This window comes from Pantoea sp. X-Soil-TKNS-1207 (assembly GCF_059730485.1).
In genome coordinates this window covers 41084-62995 of record NZ_AP035960.1, presented here as the reverse complement: position 1 = coordinate 62995, position 21912 = coordinate 41084, and the positions used below count along the sequence as shown (strand labels likewise).

Genomic DNA, 21912 nt, shown 5'->3' with positions numbered 1-21912 from the left:
CTCCGGATGGAGAATGGCGTTTTCTGGCAATAAGATTTTTGAGAGGGCCGATCATCCGCCATACCTGAAAGGGTTATCTGGCAGGCGCAATTTGGGTCCGCGCGTCCGTTCTTCTGCCGTTGGCGTGGGTTTTACGACGCTAAAACAGGGTAACTTGCCAGAATATCCATCGCGCAGCATCTCTTTAAACTTATCCAGACAAAAATGCAGTCCTCGCTGGAAGCCGAAATCCAGCATAAATCGTCGGTTATCCCTTTTATGTAATCTCGGCACGGCTTTTTTCAGGCTTTCCGCGCTGCCATCAAATAATACAAAGAACTCAGGGAAGCCTTTATCATTAGTTAATTTATCCACCCTCTCTTTGAACCATTGGATCTGCGACTGCTCGTATCTATGCTGAATCTCATCAAGATTATGCTGCAAAGTTGTTGCTGTGCGGCTCACCGGTGTCGCATTGCCGTTAAAATCCCGCTCTTTCCAGTCAATAGCGTTTCCAGCGTGGGTCGCCAGTAATTTTCTTCCTGAGCTGCCCTTTGATAATAAATAACGCCCACTCACAATCCCGCCCATAATAAGCCCGGCAGCGGAGACAAATAGCACTGCGCGCTTAAAATAGCCCAGCGTCGTGGGTCGGATGCTGACGCCTTGTTTATTGGATGTTATCTCGCCAGAACGACAGTCATTACCAATAAGGATTTTTCGTTCTGTCGGGTAAGATTGTTCTCTGAAACAGGCGCAGCCGGATGTATTTATTAAAGTGACAGCTTCCATGATTTATTACCTCCTGACCGTTTTTATTATCTTTAGCCATCATTCTCCCTGCCGCCAGGCATTTTCTAATGTTGTTGACTTACATCAATAAAAACAGTTCAGGATGTACACATCACCTGCCATACATCTGGTCAGATTGGTTCATATCAAGACCGCTCACCGCCTGTATTGACAGGACGGCAATTTGGGCAGAATCCTCTTTTTGTTGCTCAGCGTCTTCCCGCCTACTTATCAGACGCCGTGCGGAGTTTGACCTGATTAACTCGGGAAGAGTGTTCTGCTAGCGGCAACATAATAATCCGGGGAAGATTCACCTGGGTGACAGGCGATGTAACCAGATTCACCATTCATAATAAAACCCTGAAATCAGGCAGGTGAATATTGAAAAAGATGAAATCGGATGACTACTATGTCCATTCACAAGCAAGACAGTTATCACCTCCTGCCGGAATCTGGTCAGTTTACTATTAAATTCAGAAGGTCGTCTGAATTGATACCATTAAATCAGTCAGATAATTTATCGATTTTATTTTTCAATATATAAGGAGAATAATCCGGAAAACCCTGAGCGGGTTTCATTTCTGTCTTAAATATAGTCAAAAACCATCAGACTTTATTCACGTTAATCACTCTATCCACGCGTAGTTATTAAACAAAAGGATAAATAACATGCCTGATAGCATCCAAAGGAACTCTCCACCGCAAACTACATCTCTCACCCAATCGGTTCCAGCACCAAACAGAACCGTACCCGTAACGCAAGTCGTCTCAACTCAACAGATTCCGGTTTCCTTACCGACAATTGCATCAGCATCGACCTCGCAGACATTTTCCATGGCGGGATTCCGTTCACATATACCCGGTCCGGTATCATCAGTACCCCCTTTTCCTGGTTCACCTGTTCCACCCAGGCAGATGCTAAGTGCTACTTTTCCACAACCCAGCTTGCGACAAAGTAGTTCTAACTTTGCTTCATTACGCGATGTAAGTGATCAGCAACTGGCCACGTCCCGATCAGCCGATAACCCAACCCTTAGCCATCAGTCTGTGAAACCAAAAGGAGCCGTAACGAAGGTGGTACCAAAAGCCTTCCCCAAACCTGTCGTTCAGCATACAGAGAATAAGCCTCACGCAGAAAACGCAACGACCTTTTCCCACAATGCCTATGAAATTCCGCAGGACTTGCGCGAAACCACCATGAAAATCGCGCACGCTTATCGCGGTTTAGATAAAAACTACGGTTCCTGGGATGAAGATGAACAACAGGCCAAAAAAATATTTTACGCTACGGTGGAAAACCTGGTCAAAGATGCCAAAGCCAACTATCCCACATTAACGCCAGACACCAAAAAATTATTACTGCCCACACCAAAGGAGAGCGACACGCCGCAGGATACCATCGAAACTATTTTTCAGAGAACAGATGGTATTGTTCTTGGTGGTAATAATCGAAGTGATGCAAGGAGCCGCTTCCTGGTCGATAATCTGTCATTTCTTCAGCAACAGAACGTCAAAACGATATATATCAGCTCGCTGGAATCTGATTTTTTCCAGCATGACCTGGATATATTTTTCTCGTCTGACGATCTTGCTCTTTCCAAAGATCTGGAAAGAAAGCTCAATAACATTAATGCGCCAAATACCGCGCCAGAGCATTCATTTACAGAACTGGTAAAAGAAGCCAGACACTACGGCATCAGAGTCGTCGCGATTGACTCATTAGCAACCTTCTACATGCATAGACTTCGGTTAACCGCTGAAGACACAGCGCTGACCAGCAAATATTACAGTCAGAAGGTCATTAGTGATTATCAGGAAAAGGATGGGGGTAAATGGCTTGCCCTGGTCGACGATGCAGCGTTTTTCTCAAGCTACAACAGGCCAGGTCTCGCTCTTGCAACCGGGGCGATGGCTATCAGAGTTAATGAGTCCTCAGACACGTCCATGACCCTCACCCAGGATAACTGGGGATATGCGCACGTCATTGAGCAAAGACCGGGCTATATTCAGTCGGATATGCTGTTAAGTTTGCCGGTTAAATCGCCGGACACAGTAACCTGCAAAATGACCACCGCCTTGCAGCCGCGTGAAGTTATATACGATATTGAAAAATTGAGATTGATACATAAGTCAGATGCCGGTCTGATTCACATCACAAAAATTCAAACCAATAATGAGGGTAAATTCTATGTTGATTCTGCTTTATTAACAAAAATCAGCGATAGAAAATTTGACACCGTGTCACATTTGATAAAAAGCTTAAAAGAGGAGGGGCTGGCCTTTATACCGACTAAAGGGGTGAAATTTAGCGCTTCCCACCCTATCACCTTTCTGCATCCCGATGGCAGCCGATCGCTCAAGGCTCGCAGCACAAATACGTAACCTATCGGTGCTCTCCTGAGTATTGCAGTTACCTGCAATACTCAGGACGCCGCTGATTTTATTCCATGAACTCTGATGCATAAAACATCTCCGCCAGCTTCTGGCTGTTAACACTCATCCACCATCATAAACATCGTGTTAAAAAACTTTCTCACTCTTTGCCATCCTGATAAAAACAATATCAACTTATTATCAGAGAAAAATATTCAAACTTTTGCGAGAAGCGGATTAATATGTTAGCTAATCAGGACGTTCTGACTCAGGTAGAGGGTGTCGTTAACAGATAAAATACCCTCAAAATAGATTTATAACGGGGGGATTAGTATGGATATTTCCAGGTTTCCGGTTGACAAAAATAGCCTAAGGCAACCTTCCAATATTGCTCCACAACGGTTCATAACGCCAGCTTCTGTTCAGCAAATACAAAATAGAGACTTACCCTTGCTGTCCTTATCCCGGCAGAATAATCAAAATCCAATACCTACACAATTTACCCCGTTATCTTATGCACCAGGCGCGTTTGCTGCATACAGTCGCACTTACGATTCACGCTATCTCAGTGCCATGCCCTCACAGCAATCGGCGTCAACGCAATCCCCAGGCTATGATTCTTCAGTATCACTGCAAGGGAAAAAACAGATGATGGCAGGCGTTAATTTACATCCGGCAGGGCCACAAGCCAGTGGCCCTGTCGGCAATAAAAAAAAGGAATCCAGTGGAGTAAGATTTGTTCCGGGTTCGAAGAGGGGACGACCACCAAAACAGACATTCCAGGCAACACGAAATGTTCCGCACAGCTATATGGGTCCTGAATGGAAAACATTATGTGAAGCGATGGAGGAAACAAAAAAAGCTCCATACAATCATGCCGTTATAATATCATCAATCCAAACAGGAAGAATCAAACAAGATTTTACCTCGCGACAAATCGACGAAGAGATAGAACGTATCGCTGCTGAAATGAAGGACAGCAGGATCACCGTCGACACCCTTTCAGAACCGGCCGTGGTGTATATCCATGGATACCGTCCAGGCCGAACAACCGTTATCAATAGAGCAACGGCAGCAGCAACAGTAATAAACGCAGACAGGTCGATAATTTCGTCCTTATCGCCGTCTACCCAGCAAAGAATACTTGCCTGTTCCCCGACGGCTAACTCAAAGCGACGCGTCAGCAACGAATCGTTATTAGCACCCCCCAACAAGGCACAGTGTCAGGCGCCAGATAGCGATACGCAACGGTTTATCAAAAAACTGAACGACGACATTGCCGGATTTAATACATGGCTGGCAACGCATATTAATCAATCTATGATAAACGAGTCTGAAATTAACAAAAAAACACCGTAAGGACAGGCGCGGTGATCAGATCAGACTTAATATATTAAAATAGCAGGGAGCAATATCATGAGTGATTTTAGTTACATCAATTCTACTACGCTGAACCTCACATCCAGGACGGCCCCTCAAATATCTTCCATGCAACGTATGAGCGTCATCTCAGATGTCACAAATTGCCCCGCTATTTTTCCCTGTTCCGGCTCCTCGTCTTTGCCATCGTTACGACCGGTTTATCCAATTCTGAACAGCGCGTCTCAACCCAGCTCCTCCGTGGCCGGAATCCTCCGCTCGCCCAAATTATCACCTTATCAATCGGCTACCGCTCCTTATCTGTCCAATCCGCATCAGCTTGCGTTAGCGGGTCGCGAGCAGATCGCCAGCCAGACGCCCGCATTCTCTCTACGGACGGCGCAATTTTCAGGACTAAACAACATCCAGCACCACGATGTAAAAGAGAAAGCTACCGGGGAATTCTCGCCAACGCAGGAATTGCATGACTTTTACAGTAGCGCGAAATGGCTGGCAGACTGTAAAAAAATAGATAATTACTGCAATTGTAAAAACAAAAAACAGCCACGCTTACCTTTTACTCATGCTGTGGTAAGAGCAGCGCAGTCCCACCAAATTCTTGCCAGGAAGGTAGTCACAAAAAAAGACGCCAGAATAATGACTGCCAACTTAATATTTATGGCGGAAGCCATGTCGCACCGCGAGGTATCGCTACAGGGTTTATTCACTTCCGCCAAAGCACTGGTCGCTAAATATATTCCCGTGCAAGCGGATGATTTGACGATGCCAGACTGTCCATTAACAGAAACTTTACCCACTAAAGTCTCTGGTCGTGTTTCTTTTGTCCGCGACAAGCTGAACCGGAAGGCAAATATTGAAGAAGCAATGAACGTGATTTTTAGTTTTTCCCATAATGATCTGGTAGAAACGCTGGTGGTGCTTAATTATATTAACAGCAACAAAACAGCCCATTCTGAACAGGATATCTTCGACAAACTGTCGAAGATAACGCCGGATGCTATTCACAGTAAGTTGACGATTCTGGCAACCTACAATCTGATCCAGTTCAATTGCGATGAAAAAAACCATGCGGCGTATAATGTTAACTTAAATACCCAGCTTTTTCTTTCCACTCTGGTAGAAAAACTTAACCGGACAAATGCACCTGCATTTAATTCTCAACTTAAAGCCTGGCTCGATGCTTACTCGGTAGAACATGCGAATGCACCATAACTGACTCGCAGCCTTGTGGTTGCCAATATCGTCAACTGCGAAATACTCATTTATTTCCTGGAGAAAAGGAATGAACAGATTAGACAGTAGTGAAAGAATGATGTCTTTCGACAGTCTGGTGCCCCAGCGTGAAAGCCTGAATAGCAGAACAATGGGTGTTATTGAAACCCAGAATACGGCACTACCCCCTCTTATGTCGTTTCATGCAGATCCTGCTGTCATGGGCGCATCCGCGCAATTTCCCCGGTTTTCTACCTATTCTGGCTCAACGGTACAGCCTCTCTTTGCCAGCAAACCCGCAGCCAGCACCATACCGTTTTTTATTCCTGCTGCGCCTTATCAGGCAAGGAGTTATCCGCCTCGCCTGCATGACTTCAGCATAGCCCATCCGGCATCAAGCTCCGCCCCGTTATCCTCTCTTTCTCAGCGCTCGCAATCGCTACAGGCCGATACATTAAAAACAAGCGCCAAAAAGAAAAGCGTTAAACCTAAATTTACACCAACACCTCAGATGATAGAGCGATATCAGGACCCAACGTGGGTTAAGGAATGTAACGATCGATACGATGCCGTTAAAAGTGAAACGGGGACGAAAAAAAACGATTCTTACACAGATATTGTTATACAAGTTGGTCAATCCAGGAATTATATTAAGCATCAGATTTTTTGCGAAGAGGATAATATCCTTGTTAACCAGGAGCTAAGGGGAATTGTCGCTATTATGTGCCATTATAACGTGCCGAAAAATAAGCTATTATCCTCAGCAAGAAAATATATTCGTGATTTTCATCCCAGCACAGCAAAGTTGAAAAAAAACTCACTTCAGTCATTTGTAGCCAAAAATCAGTCCGGGGGCTTAACTTCGGCTCCTGGCAGCAGCGTGACATTTCCCGCAAAATTCTCAATGAAACAAGCGATCAGGGTTGTCGAGGGTCTGTCCGAACAGCATCGGGCAATGGTGCTTTACGCGCTAAATACGATGAACAACTTCGACAAAGCCTATTCGCTCTGTGAATTATCAGACTCACTCAACATTCGGACAGAAGGAGAAATGGCGCTACTCAATACCACATTAAAGAAGTTATCTGATTGTGGGGTAATAGAATATAACATCCGTTATGGCAATGTATTTTCCTGCCCCTTAAGAAACAAAACATTACCCTTCATTTTTGAAGCACTTAAAAAAGCCCTTATCAATATGCCAGATGAAATCGATCAGACTTACAAAAGTACCTATAGGGAGTTATTGATGCAAATAAGAGAAATGATATAGCAATCCTAAAACCAATGGTTTTGTTTGTCTTCTCATTAAGGTTTTCTAAACCTGACAAATTGCAAAAAGTCACAACTTAAAAAATGAAAATAATAAGATAGCTGGAGAAATATAATGCATAGAATAGTTGCGAATTTAACACCACCATTAGACCTCAGGGTAAATACAACACCCCCTGCCACTACCTCTCAAATGGCGCCAGCCGTGACAACCGTAATCAATAGTTCTGTACGAGCGTTGCCTACGTTTACGGCGCCTCCGGCAGCACCGATTCCACCTCATTTCCCGGCAACTTTTATATCTGCACGGCCATCTGACGCCTTTATGTCTGGCGGAAATATGACGCAGTACCCTATACCATCTTCATCACGATCACCTTATTTGCCCACCAGCCACTATATGGCAGATCGTCAGCAGACGAGTCGCAATGAGGCATATCCACATTTACAAACACCAGGCCAACTCGCCACAACATCATCATCTCATGCGTCTGCCTCTCATTTGCAGCGTGAAGCAATCTGGTTCACGACAGATCGCGGCCAGAGAACGAGGTCCGCAGAGACAGACATTCGGACTTTTCATTCGAGGGGCTACTACGGACATGCGGACTGGCGTGAAAGGTGTAGTCAGCAAAATGTCACTGACAATGAAAATAAAGCGCCTGCCGATAAGGTTTCTTATGCCTACTCAGTAGTGAAACTTCTTCTTGCCGACGGTGCCATTAAATCAGGCTGTAAGTCATCTTATGTAGACTATTTCCTAAACAGCCTTTACTACGCGATGTCTTTCAATGAAGTATCGACGGAGGGTTTAACTGCCGCGGCAAAAATGCTAATCAGCGGTTATAAACCAGGCACTGATACCATAATCACTATTCCGCACCAGCCACAACTACGGATAGCAGCAGCGGTACCGAAACCTGCAACAGCCGTACCGAAGCGAGGAATTTCTTTTGTACCACCAAAACCCGCTTTGCCGCAGGCTTCAGGTTCTGCTTTGCCACAGGCTTCAGGTTTTGCTTTACCGCAAGCTTCAGGTTTTGCTTTACCGCAAGCTTCAGGTTTTGCTTTACCGCAGGCCCCAGATTCTTCTGCCAGCATACCGATTACTGTTGAGCAGCGAATAAATACTCTGGTTGAAACGTACAAAAAATATATTCCGGCGCATTTTTCTACAGTGGTCGTTATTGTTAAAGATATCATGCTTAAAGGGAAATGTAGCGAACAGGATTTTGTCGACGCGTTTAAAAGCACAGACCAGGTGACACGAACCTTTATTCACGATCGGCTAATGGATTTGGCCAAATATGATATGGTTAAATCCTGCAATGCCTCAAGCAAAGGCTTTTCTTTTAAACCTAACAAAAACACGCCTGTTTTATATGATTTATTGATGACTGAGTTTTTTAAAAAAAGCAACACCTGAAACCATCAGACGGGTATACGCTTTGATTGCCATGAACCAAAAATATTTTTCTGACAACGGTTAATAACCTGGCTAATCTCGTCAAATTAATAGCGCGCTGATTTTTCTGGCGCGCTCTTTTTATCAAATCAATGAGAAAAACCACCTCAATAAGTTGAAAGGATAGGATATCATCTATTGCCACCGCTGTTATTTCGTGGAATATTTTGCAGGCGATAAATTTATGTTCTTATTACTAAGCATAGATGGAGAAACAACATGGAAAGGTTGAATACAAATCTTCAGACAACGCGCACTAACACACAGATAAATACCCAATCCGCCCCCACGCCAAGGATGAGCACCATTCCCATCATCCATAATAGCCCTCAGCGTCCTCTGTCCGTTGTACCAACGGCGGCAACATCCGTCTCATTTATCCCGCTGGCCCGGCCCGAATTAATTCGTCGCCCTCCAGGTGAACCGCCCACCACCAGGGCGCTTACTTCCCATACCGTCACATCGCTCTTTGCGCCAGTTGCCTGTCAATCAGTCATTGTCCCACCAGCCACCCGCTTCCTCAGCACCGGAATCGGGCATCCGGAAACAAGCCGGTTCATGATGGAGCCATCCGACAGAACCCTTTATCAATCACTGAATACCCTTGCAAAAAATAAAGCTAAAAACCCTGCAGCCATCAGATATGTCAGAAGACCCCCGTCATTAGTCCATCTGCATGGAATATTCAGTAGCGCTGAATGGCAGAATCAATGCGATCGCCTTCATGCGCTTTATAATGCTAAAGAAGAGACCGGCACCCCCGTCCCCTACGCCAATGCGGTTATCAACAAAATAATGGCAGAGCTTGATATCACACCGTTTAATTACACAGCAAGGAAGGCGCAAAAACTGACTGATGCCATTTTACTGGCTACGGAAATTATGGGGCCACGGCTGGTTTCACATCAGGATATGTACAATTCGGTCAAAGAGATCCTCCCGCGATTCAATCCTGTTCTCTCTGGCGAGGTTGGAATATTTCCCCATCCCCGGCTTGCCTCTGGTGGTTATAGCATACAGACGAAGGCAGAAGGATTACTGATGGATAATGCGATGCACAATATCTTCGAACTTCCCACCGATAATCAGTCAACGCTTCTTGTGGTGTTAGATCATATAAAGGGTGGCGACAGGCGCTATACCTTACAGGAGATATGCGATCTTTTTAAAAACAACCCCGATATTGACATTAGCTTTCTGGACAGAACACTGCATATGTTAGATGACAACAGGGCGGTCGATTATAAACGTTGTGGCGATCAGTTTTTTCTCTCTGCACTGGAAAATAACACCCGAACCTTTGTGGCAGAGATGATAAAGATCATCAGCTTAATACCCGCCCCCGAGGCGTATGCCTCGCTTAAAGCCGAAGCAGAAAAATATCAACAACATGATAAAACGCCTCAGCCCTAGCGTTTCAATGTGGTGGAAACACGCCATTGTTCAATAAATAAATAATTTTTATGGTAAGGGCGTCAGTTATGGCGCCCCTTTCCGTTCTTAATTCTCATGAAGAAATAAAGAAATCATAAACAAATACGGTTGTCATTGTCCCAATTGTTAGCGTTCTGCCCTTCAATACCTTCCGAAAATCGTTGTTTACGACAAATAACGGCAATAGCAAAAAATGAACAGCTGCAATGAGTTTCGGCGGCAGGGGAGATATTTCCTAATCGTCCCGCGAAAATTCGGTAACGAGCAAGGAATCATCAGCTACTCACTCAGAGCAACTTCATGAAAAATTCACGCCAACAAACACAGAAATAACCATAGGCACCCACTTATTATGAACAGAATTAATTCACTAATGAACAAACAAGGCGGTTTCACCTTACTGGAACTGCTGGTCGTTCTGATGATCATCGCTTTGCTGGCCGGCTTCGTCGGTCCGAAGGTGTTCTCCAATGTTGATTCAGCGAAAGAGAAAACGGCTATGCGTCAGATGCGCTCGCTGGCAGATTCTCTCGGCCAATATCGTCTTGATGTCGGTAACTATCCGTCTGAATCCCAGGGTCTGAAAGCCCTGACCGAGAAACCGGCAGGCGCGCAGAACTGGCATGGCCCGTACCTGAGTCAGCAGGTGCCGATGGACCCGTGGGGGAATGCTTATCAGTGGCATAACCCGACGCGTGAGAAAAATTCCATTAATGAAGTCGACATCATGTCCACTGGCAAAGATGGAAAAGCAATCACCTATGGGTTTTGACAATGAAAGGCAAAATCCTCGCTGCATTACTGTTGATCCCCGCCTTTTCCAGTATGGCAACCTGCTGGAAACAGGCTGGCGATCGCTACGGTATCGAACCTGAATTACTTCAGGCCATTGCTATGGTGGAATCCAATATGGATCCCAAAGCCGTCAATAAAAATAACGACGGCACCATCGATGTCGGCCTGATGCAGATTAACAGCCGTCATTTTCAGACGTTACGCAAATTTAGTATTAGTCAAAAAGACCTGATTAATGATCCCTGTCAGAGTGTGATGACTGGCGCATGGATACTCGCGGGTAATATCCGCCAGTTCGGTTATTCCTGGGAAGCCGTCGGCGCTTATAACGCTGGCACGGGAAAAACGCATAAGCATCGCGCCTTACGGCAAAAATATATTAATAAGGTGGCCCCGCAATACGCGCAATTAAAAAAAGGCCCCACAACAAAATCTAAACACTCACTATCATGAAACATTACGACGTAACCACCCTGGAACAGGGTAAACGCGTCACCCTGTCTGTCATGGCTGAATCAGCCGAGAGTGCCACCCAGCGTATTGAATCCGAGGGTGGCATCGTCATCAGGGTGGCCGAACGCCAGACCCGGCGTGACAAACGCTTTCCCCTCAACCTTTTTTTACAGGAGTTGATCGCCCTGCTGGAAGCGGGACTGGTAGTGGTTGAAGCCGTTGAAGCGCTGCGCGAAAGCAGCCGCGAAGGCGAATCCACCCTGGTTCTCGACACGCTGATCAAACGTCTCTACGAGGGCGCTCAGCTCTCGCAGGCGATGGCCAGCCTGCCGGACATTTTTCCGCCGCTGCTGATCAACACCGTGGCATCCTCCGAGCAGACCGGACATTTGCCGGTCGCGCTTGGGCGTTTTCAATATTACGAACAACGCATGGAGGTACTGCGCAAGCGGATTAAAGCCACCCTGCTCTATCCAACCATTGTGATGTCAGCCGGTGGCGCCATCCTTTTTTTTCTGCTGGGTTTCATTATTCCACGCTTCGCCGTGGTGTTTGACGGCATGAAAAACCTTAACAGCAGCGCCCGGTTCATCCTGTGGTGGGGCAAGCTGGTGCAGAACAACGGCATGATGTTGCTGGTCGCGACCGCCTTTGCGGCCACCGCGCTGGTGATGGCGATCCGCAATCCCGCACTGCGCCAGGCCGTGACGCGTCTGATGCTGAAGGTGCCGCAGTTGAAGCAACAGCATCAGCTTTCCGTGCTGGTTCGTTTTTATCGCACCCTCGGCCTGTTGTTACAGGGCGGTATCCCCGCGCCTGATGCGCTGAAGCTTGGCAGTGAAGTGCTGCCGTACAGCCATCGCCCGCGCATTGAACAGGTGATCCGCGACGTCGAAGCGGGCCAGTCGCTCTCCGCCATGCTGGAGAAACAGCAGATGACCACGCCGGTCGCCACCCGCCTGTTACAGGTCGGTGAACGCAGCGGTGAGCTGCCTGCTTTGTGCGAACGCATCGCCGCCTTTTATGACGAGTCGCTGGAACGCGCCATCGAGAAATTCAGCAAAATTTTTGAGCCGGTTCTGATGATGATCGTCGGCGGCATCGTCGGTCTGGTGGTGTTCCTGCTGTATATGCCCATCTTCGAACTGGCTGGAGGATTGCAATAAATGTCTCATTCACACCTTGCCGGATTCTCCATCGATCAACTGGTGCAGCTGCCGGAACCACAGCGCTGCGAGGCACTGGCCGAGCTGCTGAAAAGCTTTCCCCATGCATTGCAGGCCGCCGCCACATCACTCGGTCTGACGCCGCTGTCGCAGGCGCAGTGCGAGATGGCGGAAGACGACTTCAGCCAGATTTCGCTGGCCGAGGCGCTGGTGCAGCGCGCACTGCCGCTGCGGCTGAACGATCAGCTTATGCTGGCGCTGGCTGACCCGTTTTCTCTGCCGCTGCGCCAGTGGGCGCTGCGCTTTCAGGCGCAACCGGTACTGGCCCCGCTGTCGTGGCTGAATAACCGGCTCGATGCACTTGGCAAACAGCAGCGCACGCTGGATCAGCTGGAGCAGCAAAACGAGGAGAGCAGCGAAAGCGGCTGTCTGGAAATTACGCCTGCCGCCATCGCCAGCGAACCCCACGCGGTGATCAAGCTGGTAAACGCCACGCTGTATGACGCGCTGCAAAGCCGCGCCAGCGATATCCATCTCTCGGCGGTGGCCGATGGCCTGATGGTGAAATACCGCATCGATGGCGTGCTGCATAACATTCGCCACTGCGCCGGTCTGCAACATGCCGAGCAGGTGATCTCCAGGATCAAGGTGCTGGGTTGCATGGATATCTCCGAGCGTCGTATCCCGCAGGATGGGCGTTTCAAGGCGCTGATCCAACAGCGGCCGGTGGATTTCCGTGTGTCGATTATGCCGAGTATCTACGGCGAAGACGGCGTGCTGCGTGTGCTGGATAAGTCACACGATCAAAACCTGCGGCTTGAAACCCTCGGCTTTGATGACCACACGCTGCGCGCCATTCGCCAGCTGACTCACCTGCCGCATGGCATGGTGCTGGTCACCGGCCCAACCGGGAGCGGCAAATCCACGTCGCTTTACTCGGCGCTGAGCGAACTGAATAGCGGTGAAAGCAAGATCATCACCATCGAAGACCCGGTGGAATATCAGCTCAACGGCGTATTGCAGATCCCGGTTAACGATAAAAAAGGGCTGACCTTTGCCCGTGGCCTGCGCGCCATTTTGCGTCACGACCCGGACATCATTCTGGTGGGCGAGATCCGTGACGGCGAGACCGCAGGTATCGCGGTGCAGGCGGCGCTCACCGGGCACGTAGTGCTGTCGTCAGTGCACGCCAACGATGTATTCAGCGTGCTGGAACGTTTCCTGTATATGCAGGTGGAACCCGCCAGCCTGATCACCGCGCTCAACGGCGTGGTGGCGCAGCGTCTGGTACGCCAGATCTGCCCCGAATGCGGCGAATCGTCACAGCCGGGCGCCGATGTGCAGCAGGCCTGGCAAAACAGCCCGTTGCAGCATCTGACGCCCAACTGGCGTAAAGGCCGTGGCTGTGAAGCCTGCCGCCACACCGGCTATCGCGGCCGCCTGGCGCTGGCCGAAGTCTTGAATTTTAGCGACAGCATCAAAGAAGCCATGCTGGCCCGCGCGTCGCAGCGCAGGTTGCGCGAGGTGGCGTTGCAGGACGGCTTTGTGCCGCTGCCGACTATCGCGCTGCGCGCTGTGCTGGAAGGAAAAACCACCTGGGAGGAAGTTAACCGTGTTATCGCTCACTAAAACCTGGCAGTGCGATGTCTGGCCTCATGCGCTGCGTCTGCGCCAGGGTACGCAGGTGGTAATGACTTACGATCGCGTCGCCGATGAGTCGCTGGCAGGCGCGCTGACGGCGGTGCTTAGCGCCCGCCCGGCGGCAATGGCCTGGATCGATGCCATTGAGTTTTACCTCGATACCGACGAGCTGGATTTCCTGGTGATCCCCTGGCAACCCGGCATTAAAACCCCGCATGAGCTGCTAAGCCTGGCGCAGCGTGAAGCCACGAAACGCTTTTCGCATCCGCACTGGCAGGTGCGTTTTGAAGACGTGAGCTGGGGCCAGCCGGCGCTGGTCGCCTGCTTACAGCAATCGTGCTGGCAACTGCTGGCGCAGCAGGCGCGTCAGCACCGTCTGCGTTTCCAGGGCGTGATTACCCCTTTTCAGCTGTTGCTGAATCGATACGGCCGCCGCTTGCCGCCTGAAGGCATTTTTGCCGCGATGGGTGAGCAGCGTAGCCGCGTGGCGTGTCGTCAGGATAACCAGTGGCGCGATGTCCATTCGCTCACTCTGCCGCAACAGCAGCAGAGCCAGCAATTGCACATTATCGGTCGTCTGGCGGGCATGCCCGACAGCCCGCGTTATGTCATCAACACCGCTAACTGGCAGCCAGTGGCGGACGTCCGGGAGAGCTTAGCATGACACCTCGTTTTTCCCTGACGCCTCCCTGGGCGCGTTACACGCTGCTGGTGACCGGACTGGTCTGCCTGCCGCTGGCCGGGTTGATTGCGCACGACACCGTGGCGCAACAACGGCTGGCGCTGGAAACCCGACAGGCGCAACAGCAGCTGCAAACACAGCAACAGGCGCTGCGAACCCTGCGTGAAGCCCAGCAGCGGATTTTGCGTCAGCAGCAGAAACAACAAGCCACCGCGCAGGCGCTGGTGATGCTGGAAAACATTGGCAGCGTGTTGCATCCGGGCGTGGCGTTACGCGCTGCGGATGTCAATCCCGGCCGCCACAGCATTCGGCTGGAGGTGAGCGCCAAATCGCTGGCCGCGTTACTGGAGTTCAGCCAGGCATTACAGACGTTACCGGCCAAAGTGGTGCTGGAAAACCATCGTGATGCCGCTGACAAAAGCCCGGAATGGCCGGTGACGGCAGCACTGGATGTGAGTTTTCAGGAGGCATCTGATGAAGCTGCCCGTTAACAGCGATCTGCTGCGCTGGCGGCTGGCGCAGCTGGCGGAACGGACCGGCAAAGTGCCGCTGGCGCTGAGCGCGCTGCCGTTTTGCCTGCTGGCCGTGTGGCTCGGCGTTACCCTGCCGCAGACCACCGGGCAGCAGATACAGCTGGACGCGATCCGTCATCAGCTGCGTGACAGCCTGCCAATGGACCAGCAGCAGCCCGCATTGCAAAGCCAGATCAGCCTGAATGAATACCAGCAGGTGCAGCTGATGTTTGAACAGCTGCAAAAGAACAAGCTCACGGTGGAGTCGAGCCGTTATCAGCTGGAGCAGCAGGGCAATCGCAAGATCCTGCGACTGGATATTCCGCTCAAAGGCGAATACCTGCCGCTGGTGCAGACGCTCGATAACCTGAGCCGCACGCTGCCGCTGCATATCGATCAACTGTCGATCCAGCGCACCACACCCAGCACCAGCCAGCTGAAAATCACGCTGCGTCTGCGTTTGCAGCAGGAGGCGCCATGAAATTGCCACGCTATTTGCAGCTGGCTATCGCGGTGACCGCAGGCCTGGTGGTATGGAGCCAGTTTACCGGGGATGACACGACAGATGACATCACGTTGACGCGTCCGGCGGCGCAGCGCGCCCGCCCGGCAGCCAGCACGCCAGCGGTGGTCACTCCGCCACCGGCGACAAAAGAGTGGGTCAACTTATTCCCCGGCCCGCCAAAGCCGGTGAGTAACGGGCCGGGCAGCACAGCCCCACCGCCGCCGCCTCCTCAGGCGCCGCCATTGCCGTTAAAAGCGATGGGTGCCTGGTGGAGTCATCAGCAACGCGTGGTGATCATCACCGATGGCCAGGAGACCTGGCCGGTATGCGATAGCTGTAACGCCGAGGAGAAGATCTGGATCGGCAGCACGCCGGTCAATGGATGGAGCTTAGTGGAAGTGGCTGATGACCACCTCTTGTTCGAGTGGCAGGCCACTCACACACGCAAACGCCTCGAACTGGGTGATTTGCAGGATAAACCAACACATTAATTAATCATGAAAAAAGCAACACTGACACTCGCTATCTTAACCGCACTGCTGACCGGCTGTGCGCAACACAACACCTCAACCAATGCGGAAGTGGTGAACACTAAATCACCGGAAAGCATGTCCGCGCGCCTGCTGGAAATCGATCGTGAACGCGTCAGCCGCCCGAACGATATCTCGCTGCGGGCAGAGCAGTCGGAGCTGACGAATCAGCTGGTGAATAGCTATATCAGACAGGCTGAAATCGCCGTGCGTAAAAACAATTACGAGCAGGCGGCGGAATACTGGCAAAGCGCGCTGCTGTATCAGCCAGGCAACCTGCGCGCCCAGCAGGGCCTGAGCAAGATCAACGCCTGGCGCGCGGTGGATAAAACCTATCGCGACGCGGTAAAGCAAAGCTCCAAAGATCCTGAGCTGGCGCTGCGTAAAGTGAAGCAGGTGCTGGAAGAAGATCCGAACTGGCCGCAGGCCCGTGCGCTGCGCGACCATCTGCTGCGTGAGATCTCCACCATGAATCAGCCAGCCAAGCGTCTGAGCCGTGAGCTGCAAAAGCCGATCTCCCTGAATTACCGCCAGCATAACCTGGTGGCGATTTTTAACAGCATCAGCCAGATGACCGGTATCAACATCATTTTTGACAAGGATGTCTCCACCAGCGCCACCGCCAGCATGGTGGCCAGAGACACCACGGCAGAAGATGCGATCGACGTGCTGCTGATGTCGAACAATCTGCGTAAAAAGGCGCTGAGCGCCAATACGCTGCTGATCTATCCGGCCACGGCGCAGAAAGAGAAGGTCTATCGTGATGTGATGGTGAAAACCATTTTCCTCGCCTATGCCAAAGCCAAAGAGGTGAACGTTGCGCTGCGCAATATGGTGAAACTGAAAGACGTGCACGTTGATGAACGCACCAACTCCGTCACCATCCGTGGTTCCGAGGAGAGCGTGGATAAGGCGGAACGTCTGCTGGTGACGCTCGATCGCCCGGAAGCCGAAGTCACGCTGGCGGTGGAAGTGCTGGAAGTGAACTCCGATGACGTGCAGAAACTCGGTCTGAACCTGCCGCAGAACATCGGCGTATCGTTCGGTAAGATGTCGGACGCGAAGGCTGCCAGCTCGGGTATCCCGATCAGCGCGCTGAACGCCAGCAATCTGCTGGTGACGGTGGATGGGATGTCGCTGGATATGAAAAAGCTGCTGAGCCACGCCAAAGTGCTGGCAAATCCGCGTATCCGTGTGAAAAACAACAAAAAAGCACTGGTTGATATCGGCCAGAAAATCCCGGTGCTGACCAGCAACGCCAGTTCCGATGGCTTCCTGTCGCAGAAAGTGGAGTACCAGGATGTGGGTATGAAGCTGGAAGTGACGCCGGATATCAGTATGGACGACAACATCTCGATGGATGTGAAGTTCACCCTGAGCAGCCTCGGCACGCCTCAGAGCGGTAAAGATGGCGCGATTTACTACAGCACCAACAGCCGTGAAGCCAATACCGTGCTGAGCAGCAATAACGGCGAAACCCAGATGCTGGCAGGCCTGATCAAACAGGACGACACCGACTCCGATAGCGGCGTGCCCTACCTGAGCAATATCCCTGGGGTGGGCCGTCTGTTTAAGAGCAAAGAGAACACGCAAAAGCGTACCGAGGTTATCCTGCTGATCACCCCGACCATCGAACGCAACCTCGATCTGCCAGGCAGCCACGTCAGCACCATTGATATGGGAACTGACGAGCTGACCGGAGAGAGTCTGCAATTGCGTGGTCCGGCATCAGAGAACGTGACGCCGAACTTCGACGCACCGCGTCTGGCACCGCCTGCGCAGTTCCCTTCCCGCGCGTCCAACGGCTTACCGCCGCCGGTGGTCAGAAGCCAGCAGGCAGATGCTGAGGATGAGTGATGCAGCGACAACGTGGGTTTACCCTGATTGAGATGATGGTAACCCTCGCCCTGATGGGGACGCTGGCCGCCGCCGCGACCCCACTGGTGCAGCATTATCATCAGCAACGTCAGGAAGACGCGTTACGGGACGCACTGCGCCAGATCCGCACCGCCATTGACAGCTACAAACAGGCCACCGTTGAGGATCGCATCGAGAAAAAAAGCGACGCTTCGGGTTATCCGCCGTCGCTGAACAGCCTGGTGGAAGGGGTGATGGACAAACAGTCGCCCAATGGCGGCAAGATCTACTTCCTGCGCCGCATCCCGCGTGACCCGATGTGCGAATGCGACGGTCGTAAGGATGAAGAAACCTGGCGTCTGCGCGCCTTTGATCAGCCTCCGGGCGAATTCACCGGGGGGAAAGATGTGTTTGATATCAGCTCCACCAGTGGAGCCACCGGTCTGAACGGGGTGCCCTATGCGCAATGGTGAGAAAGGCTTTACGCTGATTGAGCTGCTGGTGGTGATGGCGATTATCGCCACCCTGATGACGCTGGTCGCGCCGCGGTTTTTCCAGCAAATCGACCGCTCCAAAGAGGTGGTGCTGGAGCACAATTTGAATACGCTGCGCAGCGCGATTGATAGCTTCCGCCGCGACCGGGTGACGGGGCCGTTTAGCCTGGAGGAGCTGGTGGAAGCCGGGTATCTGCGCCAGCTGCCGCTCGACCCCATTGCCAATAGCCGTGATAACTGGGAAACGATCACCGATGACGCCGGCCAGGTGCTGGATGTCAATTCGCCATCGCTCCACAAGCAGGATCAGCCGCATGAAGATCAGGCCAGCGATGAATGAGGTACGTCAGCAGCAGGGGGGATTTAGCTACCTGCTGCTGTTGATTGGCTTATCGATACTGGCGCTATCGCTGCTGAAAAGCACCGATGAGGTGACAACCCGCCACCGCCAGCAGCAGGAAGCTGAGCTGCTGTTTCGCGGGGAGCAGATTCGCGCCGCGATTGCCTCCTATCGCGCCAGCGGCCAGGGCTGTTATCCAACTCGCTTCGAGCAACTCCTGGAAGATCGCCGGGGAGGCAAACCGGTCCATCATCTGCGCCAGCACTACCTGGACCCGCTGACGCAAAAAGCGGATTGGGGCATGTTGTACGATCCTGATGGTCGCTGGCTGGGCGTGACAACGCAAGGTACGGGTGTCCCGCTGCGCAAAACCGGTTTCGCGGCGGATGCGACGGACTTCGCCCAGGCGAAGCAGTATCAGGACTGGAAGTTTGTGGTGAGAAGCGATCTGGCAGCCCCGTTGCCCTCAGCCTGTGACAGATAAACTGTCACAGGTTTTTTCTCTCAGAGATCAACAGACGCTTATCCGGGTAATGCTGGCATATAACGCATATAACTTTTCAGGCTGAGGCTGAGAAACGCTGCTGTCCACCGCCGACTGAGCGAGGGGTAAATCCAGCTCAGCGTACATGACGTCTGAGTTTTCCCGGGTTTCGCCAGAAGATTCATAACCTGCGTCATAAGAGGTTTGCGACGCCAGAATATGCTTGCTTATGGCCTGCATGTCTTCAATCGAAATATAGTCGGCACTTCTGTCAGTAACCGTCTTCGATGTTGTATTAATGACTTTTTCGGTTATTACTGAAGGCGAAAATAATTCAGAGTATTTTTTAACACTTTGGGTTAAGTCAGTCGTTAGCTGAGTAATACTTTCTTTATCCTGCTCAGTGAGTACAACCTTAGATACCAGGAGATGACGAATTCCGTTGCGTACTTCTTCCAACTCTGAACTGGTTATCCCCCCATTTTTCTTCATAAGATAGCCGAGTAGGTTAAGAATCGCATTCTGCGTTCTCTGGAAATCTATTTCTTTAGTGGAGAGAAGTCCTAGCCCCGGATTGTTATAAGCGCTGATGCGCAGTTTTGACTGGTAAGTGGAAAGTTTATCGTGCAATTTTTTCACACTGGATTTCATTTCACCTGTGAAGTCACTCTTTTTCCCATATAGATGCTCATCCGATACAGGTCCCGTTGAACATGCCGGAAGTGGCCGGGACAGAAGTGCATTGATCTCAGGATCATTCGTTATCGCCTGTGCATCGCATACGTTTTCTTCTTTCTGAGGCAGATCATTTTTGACATGATTTGTGGTGATGGTTTTTTCCGAGTTAAAAACGGCTTTGACGTTTTTAAGTAAGAAAGAAAGTAACGTTTTTGTACCCTCGATGATCAAATGACAGGTACTGGATGGATTATTGGTAATTATAGTCATTTACTGCTCCAGATTAAATAAAGCAAAACACATGTAGCCGTTGAGCACGACGACCTTAATACTGCGACCAAAAACGGCCCTTCCCGGCTTGTCATACATGGTTGTGCTGCGAACGCCCGGTTTTCCCTGGTACTACCCTTTATCATCTGTGGCCCATTGGTGTTGATTCTAAATCCGCCTGCCGGACCGGAGAGTGAAAAACGCTTTCTCTCATAAATAGCACAAGAGTTGAATATTCATGCTGCCAGTATTTGCTGAGATAAACCTGATTATGGCAATGCCATGATGACAACCTCAATATGTCATTAAATTCCTCTGACATTGCTGCTGCTTATATTTGCGGGAAATAGCACCTGTGCTAACGTCCGCGCTTCTTCATGGCACTGACAGGGATAGCGTTTATGAGTGCGACACCCACACCGCATGATGCGGTTTTCAGGAAATTTCTCACCCATCCCCCTACCGCCAGAGATTTTCTGGAAATCCATCTGCCCGCGCCATTACGGCAACACTGCAATCTGGATACTCTGCAACTGGTTTCAGGGAGTTTTATCGAGGAAGACCTGAGCACATTTTATTCCGATATCCTCTACTCGCTGGAAACGGACAGCGGTGACGGGTATGTCTACAGTCTGATTGAACACCAAAGCTCCCCCGATAAACATATGACCTTCAGATTAATGCGTTACGCAATTGCAGCGATGCAGCGTCATCTGGATGAAGGCCATAACGAATTACCGCTGGTGATCCCCATCCTGTTCTATCACGGCAGGATAAGTCCCTACCCTTACTCAATGAACTGGCTACAATCATTTGGCAATCCGCTGCTGGCTGAGCAGATTTATTGTGGTCACTTCCCGCTGGTGGATGTCACGATAATCCCCGATGAAGAGATAATGACCCATCGGAATATGGCGATGCTGGAGCTGGTACAGAAACATATTCGCGTGCGCGACCTGGCAGAACTCCTCGATCAGCTTGCCACGCTCGTGTTGATGGGAAACAATTCAGACGATCAGCTGATTTGCCTCAGCAACTATATGTTTCAGACCGGAGAAACCGTGACACCGGACAGGTTAATTCGCGCATTGACGCAGAACAGACCGCAACTCAAGGAGCAGATTATGACGATTGCACAACAGTGGCTTCAGGAAGGAATACAACAAGGAATCCAGCAAGGACTGCTCGAAGCGCATCTTAATTTTGCACGTATGATGCTCGCCGAGAAGGCAGATGTTGCAGCGATCATAAGAATGACTGGCCTGACAGAAAATCAGTTAAATCAACTACGTAACGAGTTAAAAACATAAGCTTCATCACAGGGAACGTATGATGACAATTGCACAACAATGGTGGGAAGAAGGATTTCAGGAAGGATTTCAGGACGGATTTCAAGAAGGATTTCAAGAAGGATTTCAAGAAGGATTTCAGGAAGGCTTTCAAGAAGGCTTCCACAAGGCAAGACTGGACGTTGCACGCAAAATGCTGGCTGAGCATTTTGATCTTAACCGCATCATAAAGCTGACCGGGTTCAGCGAAGCGGAATTAAGGCAACCCGACGTTGATCCCGCCCCATCCTTCACCCGATAAGCCGCCGT

At 50.6% G+C, this 21912-nt stretch carries 22 protein-coding genes; 20 read left to right on the top strand and 2 right to left on the bottom strand.

What is annotated here, in order from left to right; genetic code table 11:
• Nucleotides 1-51: 51 nt before the first annotated feature.
• A complete protein-coding gene (locus tag AC6I8V_RS23755; RefSeq protein ID WP_497846849.1) occupies nucleotides 52-771 on the bottom strand; it encodes a hypothetical protein in 720 nt (239 codons plus the stop codon).
• Between the two features lie 669 nt (nucleotides 772-1440).
• On the opposite strand from AC6I8V_RS23755, the gene AC6I8V_RS23750 reads away from it, so the two are divergent.
• The 18 genes from AC6I8V_RS23750 to AC6I8V_RS23665 all read left to right on the top strand — a co-directional run bounded on the left by AC6I8V_RS23750 (nucleotide 1441) and on the right by AC6I8V_RS23665 (nucleotide 19366).
• Nucleotides 1441-3153: a membrane-targeted effector domain-containing toxin gene (locus AC6I8V_RS23750; protein ID WP_497846848.1), complete on the top strand. Its 1713-nt coding sequence runs from the start codon at nucleotides 1441-1443 to the stop codon at nucleotides 3151-3153.
• A gap of 324 nt (nucleotides 3154-3477) precedes the next feature.
• Nucleotides 3478-4503: a hypothetical protein gene (locus tag AC6I8V_RS23745; protein ID WP_497846847.1), complete on the top strand. Its 1026-nt coding sequence runs from the start codon at nucleotides 3478-3480 to the stop codon at nucleotides 4501-4503.
• A gap of 57 nt (nucleotides 4504-4560) precedes the next feature.
• A complete protein-coding gene (locus tag AC6I8V_RS23740; protein ID WP_497846846.1) occupies nucleotides 4561-5736 on the top strand; it encodes an Fpa/YlaN family protein in 1176 nt (391 codons plus the stop codon).
• 70 nt (nucleotides 5737-5806) lie between these two features.
• The gene (locus tag AC6I8V_RS23735; RefSeq protein WP_497846845.1) at nucleotides 5807-7009 is read left to right on the top strand and encodes a hypothetical protein; all 1203 of its coding nucleotides are present in this window, start codon (nucleotides 5807-5809) and stop codon (nucleotides 7007-7009) included.
• A gap of 114 nt (nucleotides 7010-7123) precedes the next feature.
• Nucleotides 7124-8434 (top strand): hypothetical protein, encoded by a 1311-nt coding sequence (locus AC6I8V_RS23730; RefSeq protein WP_497846844.1) that lies wholly within the window; start codon nucleotides 7124-7126, stop codon nucleotides 8432-8434.
• A gap of 258 nt (nucleotides 8435-8692) precedes the next feature.
• Nucleotides 8693-9886 carry a hypothetical protein gene (locus AC6I8V_RS23725; RefSeq protein WP_497846843.1) on the top strand — a complete coding sequence of 398 codons (1194 nt, stop codon included), beginning with the start codon at nucleotides 8693-8695 and terminating at the stop codon, nucleotides 9884-9886.
• Nucleotides 9887-10280: 394 nt separating this feature from the next.
• The gene (gene gspG, locus AC6I8V_RS23720) at nucleotides 10281-10679 is read left to right on the top strand and encodes a type II secretion system major pseudopilin GspG (RefSeq protein ID WP_497846842.1); all 399 of its coding nucleotides are present in this window, start codon (nucleotides 10281-10283) and stop codon (nucleotides 10677-10679) included.
• A gap of 2 nt (nucleotides 10680-10681) precedes the next feature.
• Nucleotides 10682-11155: a lytic transglycosylase domain-containing protein gene (locus AC6I8V_RS23715; protein WP_497846841.1), complete on the top strand. Its 474-nt coding sequence runs from the start codon at nucleotides 10682-10684 to the stop codon at nucleotides 11153-11155.
• Nucleotides 11152-12321, top strand: a complete 1170-nt coding sequence (locus tag AC6I8V_RS23710; protein WP_497846840.1) for a type II secretion system F family protein — start codon at nucleotides 11152-11154, stop codon at nucleotides 12319-12321. Before AC6I8V_RS23715 ends, AC6I8V_RS23710 begins: the two co-directional genes overlap by 4 nt.
• Nucleotides 12322-13950, top strand: coding sequence for a GspE/PulE family protein (locus AC6I8V_RS23705; protein ID WP_497846839.1), 1629 nt, complete (start codon nucleotides 12322-12324; stop codon nucleotides 13948-13950).
• Nucleotides 13934-14626: a hypothetical protein gene (locus tag AC6I8V_RS23700; RefSeq protein ID WP_497846838.1), complete on the top strand. Its 693-nt coding sequence runs from the start codon at nucleotides 13934-13936 to the stop codon at nucleotides 14624-14626. The genes AC6I8V_RS23705 and AC6I8V_RS23700 overlap by 17 nt, the downstream gene beginning before the upstream one ends.
• Entirely contained in the window at nucleotides 14623-15135 is a 513-nt protein-coding gene (locus AC6I8V_RS23695; RefSeq protein ID WP_497846837.1) for a hypothetical protein, read from the top strand. The genes AC6I8V_RS23700 and AC6I8V_RS23695 overlap by 4 nt, the downstream gene beginning before the upstream one ends.
• Complete coding sequence (locus AC6I8V_RS23690; RefSeq protein ID WP_497846836.1) at nucleotides 15119-15637, top strand: hypothetical protein; 519 nt, start codon at nucleotides 15119-15121, stop codon at nucleotides 15635-15637. Before AC6I8V_RS23695 ends, AC6I8V_RS23690 begins: the two co-directional genes overlap by 17 nt.
• Nucleotides 15634-16152: a hypothetical protein gene (locus AC6I8V_RS23685; protein WP_497846835.1), complete on the top strand. Its 519-nt coding sequence runs from the start codon at nucleotides 15634-15636 to the stop codon at nucleotides 16150-16152. Before AC6I8V_RS23690 ends, AC6I8V_RS23685 begins: the two co-directional genes overlap by 4 nt.
• Nucleotides 16153-16158: 6 nt before the next feature.
• Complete coding sequence (locus tag AC6I8V_RS23680) at nucleotides 16159-18048, top strand: secretin GspD/PilQ domain-containing protein (RefSeq protein WP_497846834.1); 1890 nt, start codon at nucleotides 16159-16161, stop codon at nucleotides 18046-18048.
• A complete protein-coding gene (locus tag AC6I8V_RS23675; protein ID WP_497846833.1) occupies nucleotides 18048-18521 on the top strand; it encodes a type II secretion system protein in 474 nt (157 codons plus the stop codon). The genes AC6I8V_RS23680 and AC6I8V_RS23675 overlap by 1 nt, the downstream gene beginning before the upstream one ends.
• Nucleotides 18508-18882: a type II secretion system protein gene (locus AC6I8V_RS23670; protein ID WP_497846832.1), complete on the top strand. Its 375-nt coding sequence runs from the start codon at nucleotides 18508-18510 to the stop codon at nucleotides 18880-18882. The genes AC6I8V_RS23675 and AC6I8V_RS23670 overlap by 14 nt, the downstream gene beginning before the upstream one ends.
• On the top strand, nucleotides 18857-19366 hold the full coding sequence (locus tag AC6I8V_RS23665; RefSeq protein ID WP_497846831.1) for a hypothetical protein: 510 nt from the start codon (nucleotides 18857-18859) through the stop codon (nucleotides 19364-19366). The genes AC6I8V_RS23670 and AC6I8V_RS23665 overlap by 26 nt, the downstream gene beginning before the upstream one ends.
• A gap of 27 nt (nucleotides 19367-19393) precedes the next feature.
• Here the strand turns inward: AC6I8V_RS23665 and AC6I8V_RS23660 are convergent, their stop codons facing one another.
• On the bottom strand, nucleotides 19394-20314 hold the full coding sequence (locus AC6I8V_RS23660) for a hypothetical protein (protein WP_497846830.1): 921 nt from the start codon (nucleotides 20312-20314) through the stop codon (nucleotides 19394-19396).
• A gap of 401 nt (nucleotides 20315-20715) precedes the next feature.
• On the opposite strand from AC6I8V_RS23660, the gene AC6I8V_RS23655 reads away from it, so the two are divergent.
• Both AC6I8V_RS23655 and AC6I8V_RS23650 read left to right on the top strand, forming a co-directional pair.
• Nucleotides 20716-21624: an Rpn family recombination-promoting nuclease/putative transposase gene (locus AC6I8V_RS23655; RefSeq protein ID WP_497846829.1), complete on the top strand. Its 909-nt coding sequence runs from the start codon at nucleotides 20716-20718 to the stop codon at nucleotides 21622-21624.
• A gap of 19 nt (nucleotides 21625-21643) precedes the next feature.
• Nucleotides 21644-21904 (top strand): Rpn/YhgA-type helix-turn-helix domain-containing protein, encoded by a 261-nt coding sequence (locus tag AC6I8V_RS23650; RefSeq protein WP_497846828.1) that lies wholly within the window; start codon nucleotides 21644-21646, stop codon nucleotides 21902-21904.
• Nucleotides 21905-21912: the final 8 nt, after the last annotated feature.